Origin of the sequence: Brevundimonas sp. EYE_349 (assembly GCF_023147505.1) — a bacterium.
Taxonomy (GTDB): Bacteria; Pseudomonadota; Alphaproteobacteria; order Caulobacterales; family Caulobacteraceae; genus Brevundimonas.
The window spans coordinates 144,334-167,481 of record NZ_JAHXPB010000002.1 but is presented as its reverse complement, the minus strand read 5'-3'; the positions used below and the strand labels follow the sequence as shown (position 1 = coordinate 167,481).

Here is a 23,148-nt window from a genome sequence, read left to right as displayed (position 1 = left end):
AACATTCTCATCCGCTATCGACGGCTTCGTTTGATGGGATAGGTCAGCAGATCGCGATAGCCGCCGCGCATGTAGAACAGGCCGTCCGCAACGAGGCGGCGGACCTGGTTCTTCAAGGGGCTGACTTCCCAGTCGTTCTTGGACCGGCCGCGAAATCCGAGCAGCGCTTCGGCGATGACGCGGTAGCTGGCCCCGGCCAGTTTTGCGTCGAGCGCGCGCAGGATCAGGATATGCCGGTCGCGGGTCTGCGTCGGCAGGTCGTGCCGCCGGTCGCCGGGCGGGCGTCCGGCCAGCGCCAGCCAGAAGCGCAACGCCGCTTCGGCGCGCAACTCGAACAGGGTGTCGAGCGGCAGGATGACGACGAAGCCTGTCGGACCTTCGGGCGGAGCGTTCGCGAGCCAGAAGCGATGTTCCTCGCCCGATCCGCGCCAGAGACCGTGCCAGGCTCTGTCAACGGCCGGTCGTGCAGCCAGACCGGGAAGCCCCGGCAGCACGACGGGCATGGCGAAGTCACCGGGCGGATCGCCAGAGGGGCGAAGTTCGAAGGCGTCAGGCTGGAGCGCAGGTGTCCAGAAGAGCGATGCGCGATCGGCGGGCTGGTCCGGGTCCGCCGCGAAATCGCAACCCCCAGCGGTTGGAGAACGCGGTCTGCGCTTCGGTGTCGTGACCGGATATCCGTTTCATGCGATGGAAATCGCGGCGATACTCGTCGTCGCGGCGGAGATACTCCCAAGCGAAGCCGGCGGCAGGAATGCTTTGCGCATGTCCATAGGCGGCCGGCGCGCGCCAATCGAATCCTGGCATGGCGTCACCTCTTTCTTCCAGCATGGGATCAGCGCTGGAAAGACGAAGTGTCCACAACTTCCGATATACTTTGAAGTCAGCGTTATCGGATATGTAGATCGCGCATTGCGATCAATATTGGTGAATCATGACTTAACATAGCAGACGTGTTTTGGCGAGCCGGGCGCAGCCCGGCGAGCGGCGGCCGTGGCATCGACACGGCCGCGCCGCCGATCCGGATCGACGGATCGGCGGAAAATCGGATAGCCGCAAATAAGCAGAGCCGTGCAACCGGAAACCCGGCTGCACGGCTCCACGATCATCCGCGTTTCAGGCGCTGCATCCCTTCGGCCAGCGTCCACAGCGCGCGGTTCAGCCCGACATTCTGGTCGATGCCGTTGATGGCGCGGGTCTGGCTGCGACGAATACGGCCCTCGGCATTGGTGCGGCGACCGTCCAGCCCGCCGCGTATCATGTTCTCCTGAATGACGTTGAACGTGGTCCACAGGCTTTGCCCGACATCCTCGCGGCGGCGCGGGGCGATGATCTGATCGGGGCGGACGGGGCTTTCGTCCTCGCCATAGCGGGCGACAAGGCTGGCCTGGGCCAATACCCGCTGTTCGTCGTGCGACAGCCGGGTGTCCTTCATCGTCTCGGTCGCATCGATCAGACGCGGGAAGTCTTCGGCGACCGTGTAGACCCCTTCGATGATCTGATCCTGTATGCCGCCCTTGTGGGGGACGCGGACTTCCTCGAAGCGCTCGCCCGCGATCATGCTGTTGGTGCAGACGAACCGCAGCATCCCGGCGAACATCTGATAGGCCGACGTTCCATCGTGTGAATTCACGATGATGACTTCCGCCGCCTCGGGCTTGCCGATGCCGTCATCGCGGCGCAGGCGCAGCATATGCTTGGCGTGGCCGTGGCGGCTGCCGTCGCGCGGCACCGACTGCACGGCGAAGAACGGAAACCATCCTTCCTTCCGCAGCCCCTCCACGATCTCGATGGTGGGGACGTACACATAGCGGTCCGACCGGCTGTCATGCGCCTCGCGGGCGAAAACGGACGGGACGTGGCGGTAAAGGGCTTCGTTGTCGAGGGCTTCGCGCCCGCTGATCTGGTGGCTGTTGCGGCCGAACCGGGTGGCGAGTTGATGATACATGATCTGTCTCCGTGGGTCTGGGTTGGAGCGCAGCGCTGCGCTGCAACCCTGGCCGTCGCCGAGACCGGGGTAGCAAGGTGCAAGGGCGGCCGGGCCGGAGGGGGATCACCCGGCCTGCACGGAACGGAGGAACGACGTGGAGGAAGGCCGGGGACACCGGCCCGGACGAGCGTCAGCGATCCCTTGCAACGCGCGGGGGCAGCGCCCCTAGCCAGACCCGCCCGGCATGAGCGCCAACGGGCGCCGGGCATCAGGATCTGATCGGGATGTGCAAAGCCGTGGAACCTGAAAACCGTACATCCTGATCGCCGCATTCCCTGACAGGCGGTGACCGCCATGACCATGACGAAGCCCCGCTCCGGTGAGCGGGGCTTCGGGGCGTGTCCGGCTCAGTCGCCGTTGCGGCGGGACCAGATGAGGTTATGGGCTTCGCCGTCCTCGCCCTCGACCAGGCTGGCGTAGATGGGTGCGGGAAAACTCGGATCGTCCAGCTTGACGGAGAGGTACTCGCGCTGCGTCTCGCGGGCGGTCTTCTTCCAGGCTGCACCGAATTCTGTAGCCCCTGCGAAGATACGGAAGTCGGGGCCGCGCTCGCTTTCGCCCTCGGTGGGGACGAACTTGGCCTTGACGTTGAGGGTCAGGGTCTTGACTGCGCCGGTGAAGCCCGCGCCGTTTTCGTTCTTGGTGAAGGTGCCGATGGTCGCCATTGCCGTGTTCCTTTTCGCATCCGGCCGCGCCTGTCGCGACCTCGATGGTGGTCGTGCGACCGGGGACGATCGGCCCCGCACCCGTCAGGGCGGGAATGCAATGTACGGCGGACGGCGGCAGCTTTTTTGTCTCGCGATGCAAAGCGCGCCTGCGCGCGGCGGAAAAAAGCTGGCGACGGACGTTGCGGGAAGACGAGCGAGGCGCAGCCGGTCTTCGGTCAGACCCAATCCATTCGAGGACGCCGTGGGCGTGGCTGTCAACGAAATCGGAGGAACACAGCACTGGTGGCGGTCGGTCCCCGCGCCACTCACCGGAAACGTTCGCAAACCTTCGGTCGAGTCAACTTTACGCCTGACCTTCGATGGCAAGGTCCGCTCATGTTCACCGGCGGGCTTGGGTGCTTCCTGATCTTCGCCTTCATCACAGCACCGGCGTTGGCAGGCCGGAGACCATTGTCAGGCTGAGCAGCGTGACCGTCCTTACCCACGGGCGATCCGAGAATCCACGCGCGCAACCCGGCGAGATGTCGCTACCGAGACCGGAGAAACCGTCGTCATGGTCCTGCCGCCGTTGCTTTGAACGGATATTTCTGCACCCTCGCGCGTCTGAGCGGGGCATCATCAGCGGAAGGGCTACAACGCCGCCTTTCGTGTCAGCGATCGAAGCCGAATGGCGGACACGCGCCGTCGGCGTGGTTCCGGCGCAGCCGAGAGCGCGGCCCGCAGGGGACACCCGGATTTGCCCCTCGCATCACGTCGGCTGTTGAACGATACTCGGCCAAAAGCGATACACGCCGACCGGGGAGCAACGATTACATGATACTGCCGAGTCCGACCCATTCGAACTACACAAATCTTCTGACCGACATTGAGCGCGGTCAGGTCAAGATTCCGCAATTCCAGCGAGACTTCGTCTGGACCATGCAGAAATCCGCCGCCCTGCTCGACAGCGTCCTCAAAGGATATCCGGTCGGCACTTTCATCTTCTGGTCAACGAAAGACCGCCTGCGCAGCGTCCGCGATCTCGGCAACACGCCTCTGCCGGAGCCGAAAGACGGGGAAACCGTCTCATTCGTACTCGACGGCCAGCAGCGTCTCACCAGCCTTTACGCTGCGCTGCGCGGGATCAAGGTCGAGCGCAACTCGGGCAAGACCGACGACTTCGCCGACATGTTCATCAACCTCGACGCAGGCGAGGACGATCAGATCGTCGTGACGGAGGTCGCCGATCTGGCGGACGGAACGTGGATCAGGCTGCGCGACCTGATCCACGGCAGCTTCAAGACGCTCGCGGCCTACCCGGCCGACTATCACGAGCGACTATCGGAATACCGGCGCCGGATCGAGTCCTATGACTTCTCGATCATCCTTGTGAAGGACGTGCCGATCGACGTCGCCACCGAAATCTTCACGCGCATTAATGTTGGCGGCAAGCCGCTTAGCGTGTTCGAGATAATGGTCGCGAAAACATATGACGAGCCGCGCGAATTCGATCTGGCGGAGAAGTTCGATGAGCTGGTCGCCAGACTGGAGCCGCTCGACTACGAAACCGTCTCCGACGCGACGCTCCTGCAACTGGTGTCGCTGATCCTGACTAAGGAGTGCAAGAAGCAGACGATCCTCAAGCTCGGCAAGACCGCATTCATCGACACGTGGCCCCGTGCCACCGATGCGTTCGAGCGGGCCGTTGAGTTCTTCCGCAACAGCTACCGCATCCCGGTGTCGCAACTGCTGCCGTACAATACGTTGCTCGTGCCGTTCGCATATTTCTTCTTCCATCACCCGGACAAGCCGTCTGCCGCGCAGCGTCCGCTGCTCGAAGATTTTTTCTGGCGCTGTTCGCTGGGGGGGCGCTACTCGTCGGCGGTCGAAAGCAAGCTCGCGCAGGACGTTCGCCGGATCGACCGCATCCTGAAAGACAAGTCACCCGACTATGATTGGGCGGTGGACATCTCGCCCGACTTCCTGCTGGAAAATGGATGGTTCAACGCAGGACGCAGCTCGATCAAGGCGATCCTGTGCCTCTACGCCTTCCACGAGCCGAAATCGTTCAACGACGATTCCATCGTCAGCATTCGCAATTATTGGCTGAAACAGGCCAACAGCAAGAATTATCACCACTTCTTCCCGCGCACCTATCTCGGCAAAAAGAATGTCGAGGAATGGCGGATCAACAACATCCTCAACATCACCATCGTCGATGACTATCTGAACAAGCGAGAAATCCGCGCCAAGCCGCCTGCGACCTACATGAAGACATTCAAGAAATCGAACAAGGCGCTGGACAAGACTATGGCCTCGCATCTGATCGGCGACCTGGACGACTTCGGCGTGTGGGAGAACGATTACGACACGTTCCTTGCCGAACGGGCGAAGCTGGTCAGCGAGGAACTGAGCAAGCGGATTATCAGCCGTCAGATCGACACAGACGGTCAACCGTCGCGTGACGACGACTACGAAGAGGAAGCCGTCGCCTTCGAATGAGAAGCGGTTTCGATCCGGCAGAATGGAGGCCGCATGTTTGCGTCCCTTGATCTATGAGCGCTGATGACAATGCCAGCCTTGTCGAACGGAAAGACGCATCCGCGACCTTTGTAGTCCTCTCGGGCTGTTCGGGCGGTGGTAAATCGACGGTGCTGGCGAAACTGGCGGCGTTAGGCCACGCGGTGGTCGAGGAACCGGGCCGCCGTATTATAGCCGAAGAGATCGCCAGCGGCGGAACGGCGCTGCCGTGGATCGATTTGGAAGCGTTCCTGCGCCGTGCGATCGACATGGCGCTAGCGGACAGGGCGGCGGCGGCGGCAAACCAAGCTTGGACGTTCTTTGATCGCGGCCTTGTCGATGCCGCGTCGGCTCTGGAAGATCTGACCGGCGAGCCGGTGCTGCGCTCGCTCTGCATGGCACATCGCTATCATCGGCGCGTGTTCGTGACGCCGCCGTGGTCGGAGATTTATGTCACTGACGCGGATCGCAAGCACGATTTCGATGAAGCGGTCGCCGAATATGATCGGCTCGCACAAGCGTTCCCGAGCTTGGGATATGAAGTTGTGCCGCTTCCGAAGACGACGCCAGCGGCACGAGCAGACTTCGTGCTTGCGTCTCTCGAAGCTTTCAACGCGCCGGGTCGATAGACGAATCGGCCAACCGCACCAATGCCGACGCCCCGACGACACTGCCGCCGATGACGCAGAAAATCTGCCGCCAGACCTCTGACGGCATGGCCTCGCCGGTGACGCCGTGGACAAGGGCGTAGCCCGCAACGGCGGCGGGCGCGGCGAAGACCAGCGCCACGATCAGGCGCAGGACCGGCGAGCGTAGCGACGCGAAGGCGAACACCAGCAGGCCATAGGCGGCGGACCCGGCGACGAGGCCGACAAGGCCCGCGCCGATCAGGCCGGAGCCGGTGGCGTAGGCCATGCGCGCCGCTTCGACGGAGAGCATGAAGGGCAGCGCATACACGGCGAGCGTATAGGCCAGGACGCACAGTCCCGCGATCAAGGCCACGCTCATCAACATCACGGCGATCATGACGGAGTCTCCATAGCGGCGATGACGGTCGAAGTCATCGAACAGTCGAGGTCGGCCGGTCGCGCGGTGAACACCGCGCGACCGGAATTTTGGGGTGTCGGGCGGAAGGAAGGCCGGGACCGCTGATGCGATCCCGGCCCGGTCCTCACTCGGCGGCGATCTGGAAGGCGTCACCGTCCTGCTGCGCCTCGCCCAGCCACGCGGGCCGCGCCGTCTTCATGACGGCGGGAAGCCAACCGGTTCCAGCCAGAAGCTGTGCGGCAGCCTCCGCCATGTCCGTCTTCTTCAAGCCCGCGATCCGCTCCGCCGCCGCGTCGCTGACGGCCTCGCGCACGGCGGCGAGGATGTGCGCCTTGGTGACGCGACCGAATAGGTCCGAACGGTGGGCGTCCAGTGCGCCGTCATGTCGAGCGCCACCGCCGTCGCCAGCCTTTCGGCCGTCGCATGGGCATGGGGCTTGCGCTCCCAAGGCTGCTTCACGGCATTGACGGTGAGCGAGGCGCAATGGGCGAACAGCGCCATGACGCTGGCATGGTCCAGACCGGCGATGAAGCCCCACAGGTCGGCCACGTCGCGCGGCATGTCCGCCGCCCATCCGGCATGACGATCCGCTAACGCCTTTCCCGCCGCCGTGTCCTCGATGCCATCCGCGTGGGATGCAAGGGCGCTGCTGGTCGGGCGGATTTCGAGGCAGGCAGCATCCGCCCCGCGATAGAAGGTCTGCGCCGCCAGCGTATGGGTGACGGCGATCAGCGCCATGTCCGGCTGCTCGCCCAGCGCAAGGCGAAGGCCCAGCGTCCGATGCGAGGTCAGGTCGCGGACGAGAAGGTCCGACAGCGGCTTGCCCGCATCCCCGACATCCTCGTCCTCGGTCTCCGATGCGGTAACGGTGTTGCCGTTGCCGTCCCCGTCACGGTCGCCGTCCTCGATGATCTCGCCGTCACCGGTGACGCGAACGCCGTCCACCACGCTGCCACCGTCACCGTCTGCATAATCCTCGGGGGCCGGCTGCTCGTCCTCGGCCCGGATGAAACCGCGCTCGATGCGGGCTTCCCCGTCATGGGAGAGGATGACGAACACACCGCCGCGCATGATCTCGTCGGCATCATAGGCATGACGCAAGGCGTCGATGCGCTCGATCTCGGCTTCCAACTCCCCGAACCGCTGATCCACGTCCTCGGGCAGTTCTTCGGCGCTGTCATACTGCTCGGTCAGCGCTTCATACTCTCCCTGCGCGGCGGCATAGGCGGCCTCGTCTTCCTCTGACAGGGCCACCGGATGCGGATAGGTGCGGCGAAGGCCGTTGCCGTGCGGATAGTCGATATGGGCAGCGGCCCACTTCCAGCCTTCCTCGGCCTTCACGCTCTCCGCGATTTCGTGCAGGTTCTCGATGACAAGCCGGTCCAGAAGCGCGGCATCCTCATAGAAGCCGCCGCGATCCTCGGTGAACAGGTCGCGCAGGATCACGCCGCCCGCTTCGGTATAGGCCTCCGCGCCGACGAAGACCGCCCGCCGATCCGTCGCCGCGATGTGCATCCGGGTCAGGTCGCGGCGGATGGTCGAGGGGTCCTTGTTCCACGACAGGTTCTCGTACACCTGCTCCTGCCGGGCCGGATCGTCCACGATGGCGAAGGCCATCAACTGCTCCAAGGTCAGGCCACCGTCACGGTAGACCTGCATCAGCTTGGGGCTGACAGCGCCGAGACGCATCCGCTGGCGCACGACATGGGCGGTCACGCCGAACCGGGCGGCGATATCCTCCGCACCCCAACCGCGCGTTTCGGCAAGCTCGCGGAAGCGCTCGAACTGGTCGGCGGGCGAGAGGTCTTCGCGCGTGACGTTCTCGTCCAGACTGATTTCGCTGGCGTCGTTCACGGTGTCGATGACGCAGCGGATCGGTTCGGTCTTCTTGATCTGCTTGCGCTTCACGCGCAGCAACTGCGCCAGCCTGCGGCCTTCACCGATGCTGACGAGATAGAAGCCGGTCGCGGCTCCCTCGGCGTCAAGCTCCGGCTCCACCACGAGGTTCTGCAGGATGCCCTTGGCGTGGATGCTCGCCGCCTTCGCCTCGATGGACGCCTCACTGTGCGGCGTCTTGCGGGCGTTGTTCGGATGCTTCTTGAGCTTGTTGAGCGGGATGAACACTTCCGCGCCGGTCACGGCAACGGGGATGGCGGTCGTCTCATTGGCAGGGGTCGTCATGGTCTTTCTCCTATGGGCTTGGGTTTCGCGCAGCGAAGCGCCGCGCTGAAACCCTGCCCGTCGGCGAGACCGGGGGGTGCAAGGGCCAGGGCGGCCGGGGTGGAGGGGGATCACCCGACCTGCACAAGCGGATGTCCGTCATGACGGATGTGCTGAACATCCCATCCGCGCGGAAGGTCGGGGAGACCACCCCGGCCGGCGCGGCTTGCCGCGCTTCACCCTTGACCGCGCCAGGGGGCGGCGCCCCCAAGCAACCCGCCCGGCGTGAGCGTCAGCGGGAGCCGGGGACAAAAAATCGGATCAGGATGTGCAAAGCCGAGAAACCGGAGAACCGTGCATCCTGATCGCCGTATCGTCTTGGGGCGTTGCGGGGTTTCCCCGCAGAAGGGGTCGGACGAGACCTTGGCTCGACCGCAGGGGAAAACATTCCCCTCAATAGATATTTGTGCGTATTTAGTCTGGGCAGACATGAACATCGCGGAGCATGAATGCTTCATCATGGCTCTGCTATTACTTTAACGGTCTTGATGGGTAGCGCAGATACCTCTCAGTTCATCGGATACGGGAGAATTTTTGTGGACTTTGAAGATCTCGTCACGGCGCTTTCGCCGCCACCAAACCGCATTGGAAAATCCAGCGGGGAGCACGAACACCATCTCTATGAAGGGGCGGTGATGGTCGCCTACGCCATGCACCTCTTGCGAACCCAGGACACCCGTCATGTCCGCGTCCACCCCGATGGAGAACATGGCAAGCAGTTCGACTTCTCAGGCTGGTTGCTTCGGCGTGACTTCGCCAAGGTTTCCAGCATCGGCACCACCAGCTATGGCGGCCTCTATCGGAATGCTGCGGGCCAGGAGATTACCGTCAATCCCAAGTCGGGTTTGGGGGATGTGGTCGCGGAGGTCGGCAGCCAGGTCATTTCGGCAGAATGCAAGGGTGGGATCATCAACACACGGCATTCGGGACAGGTGTCCCGGCTCTACAAAGGGCTGTGCGAGACGGTCGGTCTTTTGATGGCGACGCCATCGCAAGGGCGTCAGGTCGCGGTCGTGCCGTTCACGGAAAGCACCTTGCGTCTTGCGGAGCGACTGGCGCCGCGCTGCGCGTTGGCCGGTATCGAGATCGCGCTGGTCGGAAGTCGCGGCGAGGTCAGGGATGTGAAGCCGATCGCAGTCGCAGGGTAACCCTTCGAGATTCGGCGGCGGACGACGTGACATAACAACAATGAGGGAGAGAGAGATAATGAAGCGCGTACTGACGGTCGGGGTCACCTATACCGGCGAGACGATCGAAGGGGTTGAGATTGAAAATCTCGGGCTTTGCCAGGCTGGGGTCGATAAGGCGCGCGCGGCGTTCCCCCTCTACGAATACGACACGATCATTATCAATCCGCAGAGCTACACGCATTTCCTGTTCGGCGCAGAAGGCGAGTTCTCGAACGAGCCTCACGAACTGGGAAAGCTGAAGGGCCAGAACGACAGCTACGACATCGATGCTGCTTTCGATGCCGAGGACCGGGAAAAGGAGATGGAGGCCGCTATTGCGGCCGGTGCCACCGTCGTCTGGTGCCTGTCGGAGCCGAAGCGGATGAACTTCTACGGCTATCGCGAAACCCATCTGGGCTATGCGGCCCCGAAAGTTGCCGCGCTGGTGAAGCGTTCAGCGCTGCTGGTGAAGAAGGGCCGGCGGATGGGCGCGATCGATCACGACAGCCCGTTCGTGCGCTATTTCGATGTCCTGTCGAAGACGGGCTGGAGCTTATGTCTGTCAGATCCGGCCGAAGGCATGACGTCGATCGCCTCTACGCCGGAGGGCTACAGCCTCGGCGGACACGTTGTGCGGGGAACGACGGTCGGATGGTTGCTCACACCGCCGACATCGGCAGAAGCCGAGAACCAGTTGGTGCGAGACAGCCTGGCGTTGGAGAAGGCCGATCCGGCGCATGAGAAGTATCGTGGTATTTTCCTAAGCCATACCGGCGTCGACAAGCCGTTCGTGCGCCGCCTGCGTGACGATCTCCTCGCGCATGGCGTGCCGCGGGTCTGGCTGGACGAGGCGGAAATCGACATCGGCGACTCGCTCATCGCCAAGATCGACGAAGGCATGAAGCTCAGCCGCTACATTGCCGTCGTGCTCTCCAAAAAGTCGATCGACGCGCCATGGGTGAAGAAGGAACTCGATGTCGCGATGAACCGGGAGATCACCAGCGGCGAGGTTGTCGTGCTACCGCTGCTCTACGAAGCCTGCGAGCTGCCAGAGTTCCTGAAGGGCAAGATGTACGCCGATTTCTCAAAGCCCGAGGAATATGAGGCCATGCTGGCAAAGCTCTTGCGCCGACTGCGGATCACCTAATGGACGACGCAGCGCCGACGCCGAACGAGGCGATGCTTAGCGCGATGGCGGAGCTGTGGCGGCTGAGCCCGCCTGGGCCTGATAATCTCTTAGCTGCACCGGCGTTCGAGCGGCTGCGTGACGCCTGCCGTGACGGTTATCCTAATGTCGGGAAGAAGGGGCCGGCATTCGCCCTCTCGACCGCGCTGCGTTCGCTCGGTCTGCCATGCGGGCTTCGCGCGGACGCGGCGCATCTCGCATCTCCTGTCGAGGCGGCGGCAATGGGGCTCGACATGGCGCTGCGTGCGACTCATGCGCGCCGCCTCCATCTCGCGCCGCTGGATATGGCGGAGGAAATCCCATCGTTGGCGTTCGGGTCGGCGCGGATTGGCCGTTTCACTTCGGACGAGCTTCGCGCGTTCGTCGATACGACACGGTTGCAGCGCGTGTTCCAGGGCGTGGATTTCGATGCCGATCGATTTTCTGAATTCCACTGGCTGGTTGTCGAGGAGCATGTGGCGCTTGAAAACGAGCCGGAAGCGCGTGCCGTGCCGGTCCTTTTCATGGACATGCGAGAGGACTTTGGGCGGATCGAACCGCACAAGGGGCGATTTCCCAGCGCGCTTGAAGACGCGCTGTTTTTCTTCCTGCTCGCGCCTTGGGAAAGTTGGTCGACTATGCCGGAAGTCGATTGGCGCGGTTTCCGCGTCCCATGGGTTTATACGGTCGATAGCGACATCTTCGTGCGCCCCAACTCACCGCCGTCAGCCGATACGCTCAACTGGGAAGACCGCATCTATGACGACGGTTATGGCGGGACGGTCGAAGTCCAGCGCCCGCTGGAACTGCAACTGTCCGACGAGGCCAAGACGGGGATCACCGTCTGGGATCAACATCGGTGGACAATCGTCGAACAAGCGAAGCGGACGGTCCTGTTCGAAACGCCGATCTCCCACTTCCTCGTCCGCGCATTTCTGTCAGAGGACGTCGATGAGTTTCTGGCGCATGTAACCACCATCGAGGCGGCTTTGGGCCTACAGGCCGACTACCAGAAGAGTTTTCGCGTCGTCCCGGATCGGCACAAGAAAATGAGTCCGACGAAAAAGATGCGTGGACGGGTGGCCGGACTGCTGGGCAATCGCGACTATGCCGACCAGTACGAGACGCTCTTCAACGTCAGGAGCGCTTTCCTGCATGGCCGCGCGATGGCGTCGATCTCGACTGACGAGCAAGTTCTGGCTCGGTCGTTGGCGCGTCGCATCGTCGAAGCGCTCATTCTGGCGACACAGGCCGGACCGATCACCTCGCGCGAAGATTTCTTGGACGATCTGCTCGATAAGGGGATTCAATTGATCCAGGCGCCCGCAGCGTCAACGATCTAGGGCCTGTGGGGATTCATCGTGAGTTGATGACACCTGCGGCAAGGTAGATCATGGCTTCGAAGCTGCGGTCGGTTTTGCAGGCGCGCATGGCGATGCGCTTGAACTCTTTGATTTTGCAGAAGAAGTTTTCGATGAGATGGCGCCATGCGTAGATGGCGGCATCGATCTTGAGCTTCTGCGCGCGGGCCGGATGCTGTGAGATGACGATCCGGGCGCCGCGCTTGTTGAGTTCGGCGACGAGTGTATTGTTGTCGAAGGCCTTGTCGGCGATCAGCCCGTCAAAGGCGACGCCCTCGATCAGCGGCGGCACCTCGACACTGTCGTGGCGCTGGCCCGGCATCAGCCGGAAGCGCACCAAATTGCCCAACGCATCGGTCATCGCGAGGATTTTCGTCGTCATGCCGCCTTTGGAACGGCCAATGGCCTGGCTTTGAGTCCCCCTTTTGCGCCTTGACCGTGACGGTGAACCTTGACGATCTTGGCGTCGATCATGGCATATTCCAAGTCCGGCTCATCCGACAGCGCATCGAATATGCGCTTGAAAACATCGGCTTCCCGCCAATCCCGGAAGCGCCGGAACGCCGTGCTCCAGTTCCCGAACCGCTCCGGCAGGTCGCGCCATGGACTGCCCGTACGAGCAATCCACAGCACAGCCTCCAGGAACTGACGGTTGTTCCGACCGCTACGTCCGGGATCGCTCGGCTTGCCCAGACAATGCGGCTCGATCTTCGCCCACTGGGCGTCTGTCAAAACATCTCTGTCCATCCACAGCGTGAATCACATCCGCCTCGACTTGTGAATCCCCACAGGCCCTAGTCGTCTTCGCCATACCGACTACGATAGGCCCCAGGATATCCTCGCCCGAGAGCCACAAAGTCTGCCTCGCCTGCGCTATGGACGTTTAGCAGCCTGTCGGGGCCAAGGTGCGAGGTGGCATATAGGTCGAATCCGCCCCAATCGGTGTGACATGAGAGGGAGCGCGCGTAGAGTGCGATCACCGCTTTGGCCGCTGAATAGGCGTCGGGCGTGACGCCGAGGGGAACGGCGATCTCGAAAACGCGCGGGGTGCCTAGATTCGATAGCTTGTCGAGCATCTCGCCTTCTTCGTGATTGAAGTAGGCGGATTCACCACCCCAATGAGCGAGCAGAGATGTGACGCCGCCATCGTCGATGCGCTGCGGGTGAGATGTCATCCAGAACTTGCCGCCGCGCGAGCCGAGTTGGTCATTCTGAAAAGGGCTGGCCTCGAAAATCACACGCGCCTCGTCGCTGGTGAAGTCACCATCAGCCACTCGATCAGCAAGGCGTGCGCGCAAAAAGTCCAACGTCGCCGGATAAAGACCATTGTTCCTTGCCGAGGCCACTTCGCGGTCGGTCATGCGCGTATGATGCCAAGCCCGGATCGTGCGGGTCTGCATGACGGCCATTAAATCATCGGCGAAACGATAATAGGCGCTGGCATGAGGGTTGGAGGGGGGTGGCCCCCGCCGGTCCGATGCTTCGCGTTCCAGGTAGTTCGCCCGATCGGTTGCAAAGTAATCGACAAAGACCTGTTTTTGGCTGTGCAACACGTCGATCAACGCCGCGTCGAAGGTGTCGAGATTCCAGACGTCGATCGGCGCGGTCGTTGTTCGGTCACCGCGTCCAGCCGTTTGAGAAGATTTCATGTCAATTCGGTCTGAATTCCGCCGTCCAAGATTTGGCTGACAGGCGCGATCAAGAGACCGTCCTTTCCGACGAGCGAGAGACCGCCGATCCGTTCTTGCTGTCTCGGCACAAGGGGTTGTCCTTGGAGATACGTAGAGAACAATTCTTCATCCAGGCCAACGAAGCGAACAAGCCCAGGATCGGGAAGGAGTTTCGACAGCTCGTTGGCCTGGTCGAGGTCAAGATCGAGCGGCCCAAACGGCGTAATCACCACACCCGAGAAATGGCGCTTCTGATCATCGCCCTGTACCCGCACGCGCCGACTCGGCGTCAGGATTTTTCCATCCTCTCCGCCGGGCTTCAATAATCCGAGACCAATCGCCGTTTGTGCGACATGGGTGCGAGCGACCGCCTGGACCAAGTCTTCGATCTCTTCCGGTGTCAGCTTCTCTCCCTCCGTTTCAGGGTCGAGCACATAGAGATAGGGATCGCGCGACGGTGACGCCAAACCCCATCGCGACATGACGGCCCAACCTTTCACGCTCTTGGAACGCCAGCGCGGACCGCGAACAGTCGGTGTACGCTTTTGCACACGGACACCCATAATTTGTCCCTCCGCGGTCTTGATCGGACCAGGTTTACCGCCGCGCGTGGCATTCCCCTTTTGATGCGAGCCTTTTGCCTCGCCAATGGCGAGTTCGCCTGGCCTGGCGCATATCCAGTCGGGCATTTCCGTAAGCGAGCGCGGTTTCCGGCTGACGCGCCAGTTTGGTGAGAGGTGGAAATTGTCGCCATCGATCGCAGCGAACCAGACGAAATCATGGTTGAGCTGGAGATAGGCGCGCGCGAAGAAGCGTCCGAAGAGGGCGGAGAAAGCACGGCGCATTTCCGTACCGCGACCTGGACCCTGTTCGCGCCAGACGAGATTGGTGCCCGGTTCAAGCAGATCTTCGAGGAATGCAAAAAGAGACGTTGCTCGTGGCGCGGTCTGGAGAATTTCATTCCATGCGCATCGCGCGACATCGTCCATGTCGAAGGACATCTGACTCATCGGGTGCCCGCTTGGCATCCGCAGATGGGCTGGGCACGCGCTTGGAGGATCGATTATGTAGCGTTGGAATCTCGTGCTCATCCTGGGCGGGCCTATAAAAACGAATGCACGGTCAACGCGCCTGCGACGCTGGAGCCGACCCATTTCTCACCGTCCGCAGCCTTGAGGTCGATCGCATCGGTTTCATAGTTGACGCAAACGAGCGTCTGGACGGCCGGCTCGTCGAGCTGTGTCAAAGCCTCCACGAGACGGCGCTTGTTGTCGCTATCCAGGCCCAAAAATAGGCTGGAATCCACGATGATCATCCAAGGGGTCGGCCTTGGGTCTGCCCGGATCATTCGGAGAAGGACGTCGAACAGCGCGAAGCTATGTTCGGAACCAGCCAGTCCTCCCGTCTCATAAAAGAAGTCACTGCCGGCCGAGCGGACCTCCGCGCGATACTCGCCGATCCGGCGAATTCGCGATCCGAAGGTCGAGCTACAGAACAACTCTTCGCGCAGCGCGTCCCAGACCTGATCCTCGCTCATCCCAAGTTGCGGCGCGAGCGCGCGCAGATCTCGGCGAAAAGGGTCTTTGATCCGGTTGGGTTTCAGGCTTTGACTATCCAAGTATACGATGTTGAACAGCGATCGAGGCCAGTGTGCTGCGACGTTCCCGTTCACCTCTATATGAAGACGGGTCTGATGGAGTTTCGGGACACGTTTGAGGGCAACAGGCTCTTCGCTGAGCCGCACGGTTGTTCTCGCGCCGTTCACTGAGACGGCCGCCTCGATCATCATTGACGGGGAGCCAGCCCCGAAGAGGCGCCAGCGTTTGCGGAAATTCTCGAAGTTCACGCCGCCTGCAAAGGCCGCAATGCTCTCGCAAAGACTGGATTTCCCGGAACTGTTCAGTCCGAAAACGACATTGTGCCGACCAAGGGAGATGCTGGTCCGTTGGCGAAACGGACCGACATTCTCGATGGAGATGTTGGTAATTCCATGCTTGAGCAAACTGTCGGCGCTGGCGATGCGCGCGAAGACCCATTCCTGGTGTTGCGATTTCCAACGTTTCAGATCGTCAGCGGTGTGTCGGCTGGGATTGTCGTCGATCTGTTTTCCGTGGAGCTGGCACATCCAGATGCCGTTGGCCTCGCTCGCCCGTTCTTCAGACGTGAGGTTGCCGTCGTAGCGCGGCCCTCCTGACGAGGCGGCGGTGATATGGGCGCCCACTCCGACCATCGTCAGGCCCGACCTGCGATCGTCGGACGGGCCAATCGTCAGTTGTCGGCAATCAGGATAGGAACACATGTATCCTGCGCGCTGCGCCATCAGCCTAAGCGTAGGTTTCGTAAAATCATCGCGCGCGCCTGTCGAGGTCATAGGCGCCCCGATGCGCGCAACGGGTTGATGATCGTGACGCCGGCAAAGTCTTTCTCGTTATCGGTGACGACGGTGCATCCGTGAGCCTCGGCGACGGCGGCGATGATCGTGTCGAGCGCGCTGCGGGGCCGACCCTGCGATTTCCCCTCGGCCATCAGGCGCGCCCAGATCAGGCCGGCGTTTTCGTCGAAGGGGAGTATGCGGCCGACGAAAAGTGCCTGTGGACCCTCTGGCCCTGAGAACCATGCCTCAAGCTGATCGCGGCGTTTGCCGGCCGGCTTCTCCAGAACACCTCGACGGATTTCGGCGATGGTCAGCGAGGCGATGAAAAGGTCTTCGTCGTTTTGCTCCCCCATCCATGCGAGCAAGGACTCCGACGGGGCCGGTTTCGCGATGTCGCTGATGATGTTGGTGTCGAGCAGGTAGCGCATCAGATTTCGACGTCTCGCCCTTCTTCGCGGACCCGGACGAGATCAAGGTCAGCGCCCACGAGAGGGGAGCGTCGTAGCGCAGCCAGAATTCCCCCCTTCTTCGGCGGCTCGCCGCCGATGGTCTGGCTCACTGCCGCGCGGAGACGCGACGCCTCTGGGCCGTCTTCCGCAAGGCGACGGGCCAAGGACCGGATAAGGTCGCGATCGGCATCTCGCGCCAGTACCTCAAAGCGCGCCAAGCCGCGCTCGCTCAAGCGAGATCGATAGTTTTGAATGGCACGTTTTTGCGAGCTGCCCATGGCTACCTCCTAGATATTTCCAGTAATATAGCCGCACGGCACAATTTTTCAAGGATGCTCTGAAAGGCGAAGGAGCAGCCTCTCGCAACCATCGAAAACTTGGAAGGCCTATCAGATGAGAGGCATCTCCAAGGCCAGTGACGCGATGGTCGCGGCAATTGAAATGGGCGCAGTGCGGCATTAGAGGGCTATAGCGTAGATGTAGTGCTCATCATCGTCGGGCGCGGCCCGCCACGCTCTCCAGCAACTCCTCTTGCTCTGCGTACCGACCTCTAAGCTCGCGAAAGCTGGCGTATTTTCCTACCCATCGTGAACCGCCACGGGCGGTTTTCCGGGCGTTCCACGCGTTTCGCGACGGCTTGGCGATGCGTGTCTCTGCGCGCTTTTGGCCGCACCCGGTTTCGTCGCGGAAGCCTGTTTCACCTGTTATGTAGATTTGTCGCGCGTTCGAGCCGCAGCCGACTTGCGCGCTAGGACAGTCATGTCACGGACAACAAGCGGTTTTTTCGCTCTTCATTGGGCCCAGCGCCGCTAAAAGAACAGGTCCAGAACAGGCCCTGTTACTTGATATGGATTAGGGCCTGTTTGCCCGCCGAACAGGCCCTGTTTGGCGCTTCATCAGGACGGTCGTTAGGCCGTCAATCCAAATGGAAGCCCAGCTGCTCCCGCTGGTCGGCCCAGGACATAGGGATTTCCCGATCCCGCAGGGACTGCAGCGTCAGTCCGACCGGCTGGCGGCCGTCCATGATCGCCGCCTGAATGTCGGGAGCCAGGAAGGCGAGGGGGACCAGCCGTCGCAAATAGCTGTCGTTGATGCCGACGACGTCACGCCAGGATGTTGCGTTGGGCGCCGCCGCGTTGACCCCGGCCTTTGCGAGTTCCGCGTGGGCGCGGCGGAGAGCCGCGATCAGAGTGGCCTGGCGGCTTCAGACCCATGCGAATGGCGGCATCGAACCGGGCCTCAGACGACGCCTTCGGGGCCAGGGCCGCGTGGGCGAGGGGCTGGAGCGCGGCGGCCGGATCGTCCGCGAGTGGCGCGGCCAGCGTCATGAGGTGGAGGTGGTCGATGGCGGCTATCTCTGGAACGGCCGCCGGTTCAAGAGCCTTTCGCCGATCGCCTTCGAGATCACGGGCGCGCGCTGGAACGGTCCCAAGTTCTTCGGCCTGAGGCCGGGCTGATGAAGCCTTCTCGCTGCGCCATTTACACACGCAAGAGCACCGAGGAGGGTCTGGAGCAGGACTTCAACTCCCTGGACGCCCAGCGCGAGGCCTGCTCGGCCTACGTGGCCTCGCAGAAGGGCGAGGGCTGGCTAGAGCTGCCGAACCGCTATGACGACGGCGGCTTCTCCGGCGGCAACATGGACCGTCGGCCCTTCAGCCGGGGCGCGGTCTTTCACCTGCTGCGCAATCGGCTCTACGTCGGCGAGATCGTTCACGGCGATCGAGTTTGGCCCGGCCTGCATCCGCCGATCCTGGATCGCCCCCTGTTTGAGGCCGTGCAGGCGGCGCTGGCGAAGCAGGTCGTTCCGAGACAGGCCCGTGCAAGACGATCGCCGGCCGTGCTGACCGGGTTGATCAGCGATGCGCATGGCGCTCCGATGAGCCCCGTCACCGCCAGCCGGGGCGACGGCCGCTGGCGCTACTATGTCACCGCCTCCACCCAGCAGGGTGCTAGACGCTCAGACCTGCCGCCGGGTGGGCTGCACCGGATCGCCGCCGCGCCGGTTGAAAAACTGGTCGCCGAAACCCTGCGCGATCTTATCGGTCAGCCGACCGCACCCTGGACGGAGTTGCGTCCGCTGGTCACCCGAGTGCAGGTCCATGCCGAGCGGGTCGCCATCTGCCTGACGATCGAAGCCGCCGCGCGCGCCGTCTCTCCACTGCCTCCCGTCGCGGCGGATGGTTCGATCACGCTCAACGTGCCTGTCGTGCTCAAGCAACGATCTGGCCGGGCTTGGTTGGAATCGGCCAGACCGAGCGCGCCACGTCGCCGACCGGATCGGATAAGCGGCATTTTCAGAAGCTGCACTGCGGGTAGTTGGTCGCCTCGCTCCAGCACGCCGGGGTAGGCTCGTAGGGCAGTGACGGGAGCAGAAAAATGTATATTGGTCTTCTAACGAAACTCATGCAGTGACTTTAGTTGTGGCTGATCGGAAGGCGATTATGACGATGCGGTTCGATGGACAGGTGGCGATCGTGACGGGGGCCGGCGGCGGTCTGGGGCGCGAGCACGCCCTGGCGCTGGCGGCGCGCGGGGCCAAGGTGGTGGTCAACGACCTGGGCGGGGCGCGCGACGGCTCGGGCGGATCGGCGACGGCGGCCGAGACCGTGGTGGCCGAGATCGAGGCGGCGGGCGGCGAGGCCATGACCAATGCGGCCTCCGTCACCGACGCCGCGGCGGTCCAAGCCATGGTCAATCAGATCATGGCCAAATGGGGTCGGATCGACATCCTGGTGAACAACGCCGGCGTCCTGCGCGACAAGTCCTTCGCCAAGATGGAGCTGGAGGATTTCCGCTTCGTCGTCGACGTTCACCTGATGGGGGCGGTCAACTGCACCAAGGCGGTGTGGGAGATCATGCGGGGTCAGAACTATGGCCGGATCGTGATGACCACCTCGTCCTCGGGCCTGTACGGCAACTTCGGGCAATCGAACTATGGCGCTGCCAAGATGGCGCTGGTCGGGCTGATGCAGACATTATCCATCGAGGGGGCCAAGAACGACATCCGCGTCAACTGCCTGGCGCCGACCGCCCACACCCGCATGACCGAGGACCTGGGCGCGGCCCTGCCGCTGGAGGCCCTCGCTCCGGCCCTGGTGACGCCTGGCCTTTTGTATCTGGTCAGCCGCGACGCCCCCAGCCGCGCCATCCTGGCCGCCGGCGCCGGCGGGTTCGAGCGCGCCTATGTCACGCTGACCCAAGGCGACTTCATCGCCGGCGACGACGCGCCCGAACAGATCGCCGCCCGCTTTGACGCCATCTCGGACCGCGCCGGCGAGATCGTGCCGGACATGGGCGCCGCCCAGGGCATGATCGAACTGACCAAGGCCCAGAAGGCGCACGGCGGCTGAAGGGGCAGGAACAAATGACAGTCCAGACCGTCGCCATGGACACTCGTCTGCCCGAGCGATCCCCCTGCCGTCCCGTCCGGTTCGGAGACGTCGGATTGAACCTGGAGCGGCGCGAGGACGGCGTGCTGCTGTTGTCAGCCGCCCGGTCGCTGACCGATTACGAACCCAATCTGATGGCGACGTTCTGGCGGTGGGGTGACCGTCAGCCGGACGCGCCGTGGGTGGCGCGTCGCGAGGCTTGGGCGGGACAGTGGGAAGTGATGACCTATGGCGAGGGGCGCAAGGCGGCCTCGTCCATTGCTCAGTGGCTGCGCCGTCATGCGCCGCAGGGGCGGCCCGTGCTGGTGCTGTCGGAAAACTCTCCAGTGCATGCCGCATGGATGTTCGGCGCGATGGCGGCCGGCGTCCCGATCTGTTCGGTCAGCACCAATTACGCGCGGTTGGGCCCCGATTTCGATCGGCTGAAGCATGTGGTGGACCTGCTGAACCCAGGCGTCATCTTCGCGGAAAGCGGCACCGATTATTCGGCAGCGGTCGAGGCGATCGCGACGCCCGACATGCGGTTGGTCGGGCCGGATGATCGGTCGCTGCATCCCGGTGCGACTCCCTCAAGCGAGGTCATGGGCGCGCCGGATGTCGAAGGTGTTCGACGCCTGATCGAGGCGTTGGATCCCACGGCGCCGGCGCGATATCTGCTCACGTCAGGCTCGACGGGAACGCCGAAGGCGGCGATCCATACCCAGGCGATGATGTCGGCGCACGCCGCGTCGGGCTTTCAGGCGATGGGCGACGCCTTTGCGTGGGACGGCCGGGTGCTGGACTGGCTGCCGTGGAGCCATATCGCGGGATCGTCTCTGCTGACCAATGTGTCGAGCCTGGGCGGGTCGTTGTTCATCGACGACGGGCGGCCGACACCAGCGGGTTTTTCGGAGACGTTGAAGAACCTGCTGGATTGTCCGCCCACATTCTACGGCACCATGCCGACGGGCTACGCCATGTTGGCGGACGCCCTGGAAAAGGACGAGGGCTTGCGCGCGGCCTTCTTCAGTGAGTTGCGCGCCCTGTTGTTTGGCGGCGCGGGTTTGCCCCAGGTGCTGCACGACCGCATCCAGGCGCTCGCGGTGGCCACGATCGGCCAGAGGATCGCCTTCGTCTCCGGCTATGGCTCGACCGAGACGGCGTCGGCCGTCAGCTACACCTGGTGGGACAGCGATCGGGTCGGAATGGGCCTGCCGACGCCCGGCGTGAAGCTGAAGCTGGTTCCGTGCGACGGCGCCTATGAGGTGCGGGTGAAGGGGCCCAGCGTGACCCCTGGCTATCTGAACGATCCCGCGCGTAGCGCGGCGGCCTTCGACGACGAAGGCTACTTCAAGATGGAGGATCTGGCGGACTTCCATGATCGTGAACGACCGGAACTGGGGCTGTTCTTCGCCGGCCGGCGTGCGGAACAGTTCAAGATGGGCAACGGCACCTTCGTTCAGGCCGGACAGATTCGCGATTCCCTTTTGGCGGCCTGTCCCGGCCTGCTGCGCGATCTGGTGGTGTGCGGCGATGGGCGGGACCGGCTGGGCGTGCTGGTCTGGTTGGCGCCGGAGGGTGTTCGCGCGCTGACAGGCGGCGATCTGTCCGCTGACGCCGCCGCACGTCATCCCGCCGTGATCGCGGCGCTGACTGACGGGTTGAGCGCATATAACCAGCGCGATCCGCAACAGAGCCGCCGTGTCGCAGCGCTGATCATCCTGAGCGAGCCGCCCAGCAGCGCCGATTTCGAGATTTCGGACAAGGGTTCGATCAACCGCGCCGCCGTGCTGAAACGACGGGCCGACGCGGTCGAGCGCCTCTATGCAGACAGGATCGACCCCGAGGTGATCGTCGCCGGCTAGGCGGTCGGCGGGGGCCAAAGTCCGTCGTTTGCGATCTGCGCCGCAGTTTCGAGCGGCACAACATCCGCATCCCCGCCGGTGAGCCGAGGGTCGGCGTCGCGGTGGCGCTTCAGCTCGAAGCGGGCGATCTGGTTGCGGTGAACCTCGTCCGGGCCGTCAGCCAGACGGAGCAGACGGGCATTGGCGAAGGCGGCCGCCAGGAAGTGGTCGTTGCCGGTGCCGCCTCCGCCGAACACCTGCATGGCCCAGTCCACGATCTGTTGCGCCATGGCGGGTGCAGCGACCTTGATCATGGCGATCTCGGCACGGGCGGTCTTGGCGCCGTGCCGGTCGATCATCCAGGCGGCCTTGAGGGTGAGAAGGCGGGCCTGTTCGATCATCACCCGGGACTGGGCGATGCGCTCCAGGGTGACGGTCTGTTCGGACAGCGGTCGACCGAACGGACTGCGCGTCTCGGCGCGGCGGCACAGTCGTTCCAGCACGCGTTCGGCAAGACCGATCAGCCGCATGCAGTGATGGATGCGGCCAGGCCCCAGCCGACCCTGGGCGATCTCGAACCCTCGACCTTCTCCCAACAGGATATTAGAGGCAGGAACTCGAACCTGGTCGAAGATTACTTCGGCGGCGCGGTCGGGCACGCCGTAGAAGCCGAGCACCGGCAGGGCGCGAACGACGCGGACGCCGGGCGTATCCTTTGGGACCAGGATCATGGATTGGCGGCGATAGGGATCGGGGTCGTCCGGTCGGCTCTTGCCCATGACGATCAGAATTCGGCAGCGGGGGTCGGTCGCGCCGGTCGTGTACCATTTGCGTCCGTTGACGACGTAGCCGTCTCCGTCGGCCAGAATGGTGCTGGAGATGTTGGATGCGTCGGACGAGGCCGTTTCCGCCTCGGTCATTGCAAAGGCGGATCGGATGTCCCCGGCCTGCAGCGGCTCCAGCCATTGCGCCTTCTGCGCCTCGGTTCCGTAGCGCAGCAGGGTTTCCATATTGCCGGTGTCCGGCGCCGACGAGTTGAAGACCTCGGGCGCGAAGAGGGACCGGCCCATGATTTCGCACAGCGGCGCATAGTCCAGGTTGGTCAGCCCGTCTTCGACTTCCGACGCCGGTCGCCAGAGGTTCCACAGGCCAGCCTGACGCGCCAGGGGCTTCAACGCCTCGACAACCGGATAGACCGCCCACGGCCCCAGCCGCTCGGCCTCGAGATAATAGCGCCGCTCGTTGGGATAGATATGCTCGGCCATGAAGGCCGTCAGACGCGCGGCGAGGTCGAGACCGCGTGGAGTTGGGCCGAGATCCATGGTTC

General features: G+C 63.2%; 23 protein-coding genes and 1 pseudogene. 9 read left to right on the top strand and 15 right to left on the bottom strand.

Features of this window, described 5'->3' with window-relative positions; genetic code table 11:
* Nucleotides 1–14 precede the first annotated feature (14 nt).
* From KZX42_RS04525 to KZX42_RS04510, 4 genes are all read right to left on the bottom strand, one after another.
* Nucleotides 15–503 (bottom strand): DUF2285 domain-containing protein, encoded by a 489-nt coding sequence (locus KZX42_RS04525; RefSeq protein WP_248117531.1) that lies wholly within the window; start codon nt 501–503, stop codon nt 15–17.
* 46 nt (nt 504–549) lie between these two features.
* A complete protein-coding gene (locus KZX42_RS04520) occupies nt 550–828 on the bottom strand; it encodes a DUF6499 domain-containing protein (RefSeq protein WP_248117529.1) in 279 nt (92 codons plus the stop codon).
* A 274-nt stretch (nt 829–1,102) separates the two neighbouring features.
* Nucleotides 1,103–1,945 carry a DUF932 domain-containing protein gene (locus KZX42_RS04515; RefSeq protein ID WP_248117527.1) on the bottom strand — a complete coding sequence of 281 codons (843 nt, stop codon included), beginning with the start codon at nt 1,943–1,945 and terminating at the stop codon, nt 1,103–1,105.
* Nucleotides 1,946–2,334: 389 nt separating this feature from the next.
* Nucleotides 2,335–2,652: a DUF736 domain-containing protein gene (locus tag KZX42_RS04510; protein WP_227439335.1), complete on the bottom strand. Its 318-nt coding sequence runs from the start codon at nt 2,650–2,652 to the stop codon at nt 2,335–2,337.
* A gap of 816 nt (nt 2,653–3,468) precedes the next feature.
* Between KZX42_RS04510 and KZX42_RS04505 the strand changes: the two genes are divergently transcribed.
* Both KZX42_RS04505 and KZX42_RS04500 read left to right on the top strand, forming a co-directional pair.
* On the top strand, nt 3,469–5,136 hold the full coding sequence (locus KZX42_RS04505) for a DUF262 domain-containing protein (RefSeq protein ID WP_248117525.1): 1,668 nt from the start codon (nt 3,469–3,471) through the stop codon (nt 5,134–5,136).
* A gap of 53 nt (nt 5,137–5,189) precedes the next feature.
* The gene (locus KZX42_RS04500; protein ID WP_248117523.1) at nt 5,190–5,783 is read left to right on the top strand and encodes an AAA family ATPase; all 594 of its coding nucleotides are present in this window, start codon (nt 5,190–5,192) and stop codon (nt 5,781–5,783) included.
* Here KZX42_RS04500 and KZX42_RS04495 read toward each other — a convergent pair.
* The 3 genes from KZX42_RS04495 to KZX42_RS04490 form a co-directional block, all read right to left on the bottom strand.
* Nucleotides 5,764–6,180 (bottom strand): hypothetical protein, encoded by a 417-nt coding sequence (locus tag KZX42_RS04495; protein ID WP_248117521.1) that lies wholly within the window; start codon nt 6,178–6,180, stop codon nt 5,764–5,766. The genes KZX42_RS04500 and KZX42_RS04495 overlap by 20 nt on opposite strands.
* A 145-nt stretch (nt 6,181–6,325) precedes the next feature.
* The gene (locus tag KZX42_RS17205; protein ID WP_282438797.1) at nt 6,326–6,454 is read right to left on the bottom strand and encodes a hypothetical protein; all 129 of its coding nucleotides are present in this window, start codon (nt 6,452–6,454) and stop codon (nt 6,326–6,328) included.
* An 11-nt stretch (nt 6,455–6,465) separates the two neighbouring features.
* A complete protein-coding gene (locus KZX42_RS04490; RefSeq protein WP_248117518.1) occupies nt 6,466–8,382 on the bottom strand; it encodes a ParB/RepB/Spo0J family partition protein in 1,917 nt (638 codons plus the stop codon).
* Between the two features lie 488 nt (nt 8,383–8,870).
* Here KZX42_RS04490 and KZX42_RS04485 point away from each other — a divergent pair, with 488 nt between their 5' ends.
* Genes KZX42_RS04485 through KZX42_RS04475 form a run of 3 tightly spaced genes read left to right on the top strand, consistent with a single transcriptional unit; the run spans nt 8,871 to nt 12,098 of the window.
* A complete protein-coding gene (locus KZX42_RS04485) occupies nt 8,871–9,569 on the top strand; it encodes a hypothetical protein (protein ID WP_248117516.1) in 699 nt (232 codons plus the stop codon).
* 58 nt (nt 9,570–9,627) lie between these two features.
* The gene (locus KZX42_RS04480; protein ID WP_248117514.1) at nt 9,628–10,737 is read left to right on the top strand and encodes a toll/interleukin-1 receptor domain-containing protein; all 1,110 of its coding nucleotides are present in this window, start codon (nt 9,628–9,630) and stop codon (nt 10,735–10,737) included.
* Complete coding sequence (locus tag KZX42_RS04475) at nt 10,737–12,098, top strand: hypothetical protein (RefSeq protein ID WP_248117512.1); 1,362 nt, start codon at nt 10,737–10,739, stop codon at nt 12,096–12,098. Before KZX42_RS04480 ends, KZX42_RS04475 begins: the two co-directional genes overlap by 1 nt.
* A 13-nt stretch (nt 12,099–12,111) precedes the next feature.
* Here the strand turns inward: KZX42_RS04475 and KZX42_RS04470 are convergent.
* The 7 genes and pseudogenes from KZX42_RS04470 to KZX42_RS04440 form a co-directional block, all read right to left on the bottom strand.
* Nucleotides 12,112–12,863, bottom strand: a pseudogene (locus tag KZX42_RS04470) (IS5 family transposase).
* A 47-nt stretch (nt 12,864–12,910) separates the two neighbouring features.
* Nucleotides 12,911–13,765 carry a hypothetical protein gene (locus tag KZX42_RS04465; protein WP_248117510.1) on the bottom strand — a complete coding sequence of 285 codons (855 nt, stop codon included), beginning with the start codon at nt 13,763–13,765 and terminating at the stop codon, nt 12,911–12,913.
* The gene (locus KZX42_RS04460) at nt 13,762–14,787 is read right to left on the bottom strand and encodes a hypothetical protein (RefSeq protein ID WP_248117508.1); all 1,026 of its coding nucleotides are present in this window, start codon (nt 14,785–14,787) and stop codon (nt 13,762–13,764) included. The genes KZX42_RS04465 and KZX42_RS04460 overlap by 4 nt, the downstream gene beginning before the upstream one ends.
* 101 nt (nt 14,788–14,888) lie before the next feature.
* Nucleotides 14,889–16,106: a hypothetical protein gene (locus KZX42_RS04455; protein ID WP_248117507.1), complete on the bottom strand. Its 1,218-nt coding sequence runs from the start codon at nt 16,104–16,106 to the stop codon at nt 14,889–14,891.
* Nucleotides 16,107–16,153: 47 nt separating this feature from the next.
* Nucleotides 16,154–16,588 (bottom strand): type II toxin-antitoxin system VapC family toxin, encoded by a 435-nt coding sequence (locus tag KZX42_RS04450; RefSeq protein ID WP_248117506.1) that lies wholly within the window; start codon nt 16,586–16,588, stop codon nt 16,154–16,156.
* Nucleotides 16,588–16,887 carry a hypothetical protein gene (locus tag KZX42_RS04445; protein ID WP_041795963.1) on the bottom strand — a complete coding sequence of 100 codons (300 nt, stop codon included), beginning with the start codon at nt 16,885–16,887 and terminating at the stop codon, nt 16,588–16,590. Before KZX42_RS04445 ends, KZX42_RS04450 begins: the two co-directional genes overlap by 1 nt.
* A 638-nt stretch (nt 16,888–17,525) precedes the next feature.
* Nucleotides 17,526–17,687, bottom strand: a complete 162-nt coding sequence (locus KZX42_RS04440; RefSeq protein WP_248117505.1) for a hypothetical protein — start codon at nt 17,685–17,687, stop codon at nt 17,526–17,528.
* Nucleotides 17,688–17,799: 112 nt separating this feature from the next.
* On the opposite strand from KZX42_RS04440, the gene KZX42_RS04435 reads away from it, so the two are divergent.
* From KZX42_RS04435 to KZX42_RS04420, 4 genes are all read left to right on the top strand, one after another.
* Nucleotides 17,800–18,066, top strand: a complete 267-nt coding sequence (locus KZX42_RS04435; RefSeq protein ID WP_248117504.1) for a DUF2924 domain-containing protein — start codon at nt 17,800–17,802, stop codon at nt 18,064–18,066.
* Nucleotides 18,066–18,956, top strand: coding sequence for a recombinase family protein (locus tag KZX42_RS04430; RefSeq protein WP_248117503.1), 891 nt, complete (start codon nt 18,066–18,068; stop codon nt 18,954–18,956). The genes KZX42_RS04435 and KZX42_RS04430 overlap by 1 nt, the downstream gene beginning before the upstream one ends.
* A 94-nt stretch (nt 18,957–19,050) precedes the next feature.
* Nucleotides 19,051–19,959, top strand: coding sequence for an SDR family NAD(P)-dependent oxidoreductase (locus KZX42_RS04425; RefSeq protein WP_248117501.1), 909 nt, complete (start codon nt 19,051–19,053; stop codon nt 19,957–19,959).
* Nucleotides 19,960–19,973: 14 nt separating this feature from the next.
* Entirely contained in the window at nt 19,974–21,842 is a 1,869-nt protein-coding gene (locus tag KZX42_RS04420; RefSeq protein ID WP_248117499.1) for an AMP-binding protein, read from the top strand.
* Here KZX42_RS04420 and KZX42_RS04415 read toward each other — a convergent pair.
* Nucleotides 21,839–23,143 carry an acyl-CoA dehydrogenase family protein gene (locus KZX42_RS04415; RefSeq protein WP_248117497.1) on the bottom strand — a complete coding sequence of 435 codons (1,305 nt, stop codon included), beginning with the start codon at nt 23,141–23,143 and terminating at the stop codon, nt 21,839–21,841. The genes KZX42_RS04420 and KZX42_RS04415 overlap by 4 nt on opposite strands.
* Nucleotides 23,144–23,148: the final 5 nt, after the last annotated feature.

Coding starts and splice junctions, on each gene's coding strand:
- KZX42_RS04460 (WP_248117508.1), bottom strand. CDS start 14,787: ATGTCCTTCGACATGGACGATGTCGCGCGATGCGCATGGAATGAAATT.
- KZX42_RS04480 (WP_248117514.1), top strand. CDS start 9,628: ATGAAGCGCGTACTGACGGTCGGGGTCACCTATACCGGCGAGACGATC.
- KZX42_RS04455 (WP_248117507.1), bottom strand. CDS start 16,106: ATGGCGCAGCGCGCAGGATACATGTGTTCCTATCCTGATTGCCGACAA.
- KZX42_RS04485 (WP_248117516.1), top strand. CDS start 8,871: ATGCTTCATCATGGCTCTGCTATTACTTTAACGGTCTTGATGGGTAGC.
- KZX42_RS04415 (WP_248117497.1), bottom strand. CDS start 23,143: ATGGATCTCGGCCCAACTCCACGCGGTCTCGACCTCGCCGCGCGTCTG.
- KZX42_RS04425 (WP_248117501.1), top strand. CDS start 19,051: ATGACGATGCGGTTCGATGGACAGGTGGCGATCGTGACGGGGGCCGGC.
- KZX42_RS04505 (WP_248117525.1), top strand. CDS start 3,469: ATGATACTGCCGAGTCCGACCCATTCGAACTACACAAATCTTCTGACC.
- KZX42_RS04420 (WP_248117499.1), top strand. CDS start 19,974: ATGACAGTCCAGACCGTCGCCATGGACACTCGTCTGCCCGAGCGATCC.
- KZX42_RS04445 (WP_041795963.1), bottom strand. CDS start 16,887: ATGGGCAGCTCGCAAAAACGTGCCATTCAAAACTATCGATCTCGCTTG.
- KZX42_RS04450 (WP_248117506.1), bottom strand. CDS start 16,588: ATGCGCTACCTGCTCGACACCAACATCATCAGCGACATCGCGAAACCG.
- KZX42_RS04430 (WP_248117503.1), top strand. CDS start 18,066: ATGAAGCCTTCTCGCTGCGCCATTTACACACGCAAGAGCACCGAGGAG.
- KZX42_RS04495 (WP_248117521.1), bottom strand. CDS start 6,180: ATGATCGCCGTGATGTTGATGAGCGTGGCCTTGATCGCGGGACTGTGC.
- KZX42_RS17205 (WP_282438797.1), bottom strand. CDS start 6,454: ATGGCGGAGGCTGCCGCACAGCTTCTGGCTGGAACCGGTTGGCTTCCC.
- KZX42_RS04515 (WP_248117527.1), bottom strand. CDS start 1,945: ATGTATCATCAACTCGCCACCCGGTTCGGCCGCAACAGCCACCAGATC.
- KZX42_RS04525 (WP_248117531.1), bottom strand. CDS start 503: ATGCCCGTCGTGCTGCCGGGGCTTCCCGGTCTGGCTGCACGACCGGCC.
- KZX42_RS04520 (WP_248117529.1), bottom strand. CDS start 828: ATGCTGGAAGAAAGAGGTGACGCCATGCCAGGATTCGATTGGCGCGCG.
- KZX42_RS04500 (WP_248117523.1), top strand. CDS start 5,190: ATGAGCGCTGATGACAATGCCAGCCTTGTCGAACGGAAAGACGCATCC.
- KZX42_RS04490 (WP_248117518.1), bottom strand. CDS start 8,382: ATGACGACCCCTGCCAATGAGACGACCGCCATCCCCGTTGCCGTGACC.
- KZX42_RS04510 (WP_227439335.1), bottom strand. CDS start 2,652: ATGGCGACCATCGGCACCTTCACCAAGAACGAAAACGGCGCGGGCTTC.
- KZX42_RS04465 (WP_248117510.1), bottom strand. CDS start 13,765: ATGAAATCTTCTCAAACGGCTGGACGCGGTGACCGAACAACGACCGCG.
- KZX42_RS04475 (WP_248117512.1), top strand. CDS start 10,737: ATGGACGACGCAGCGCCGACGCCGAACGAGGCGATGCTTAGCGCGATG.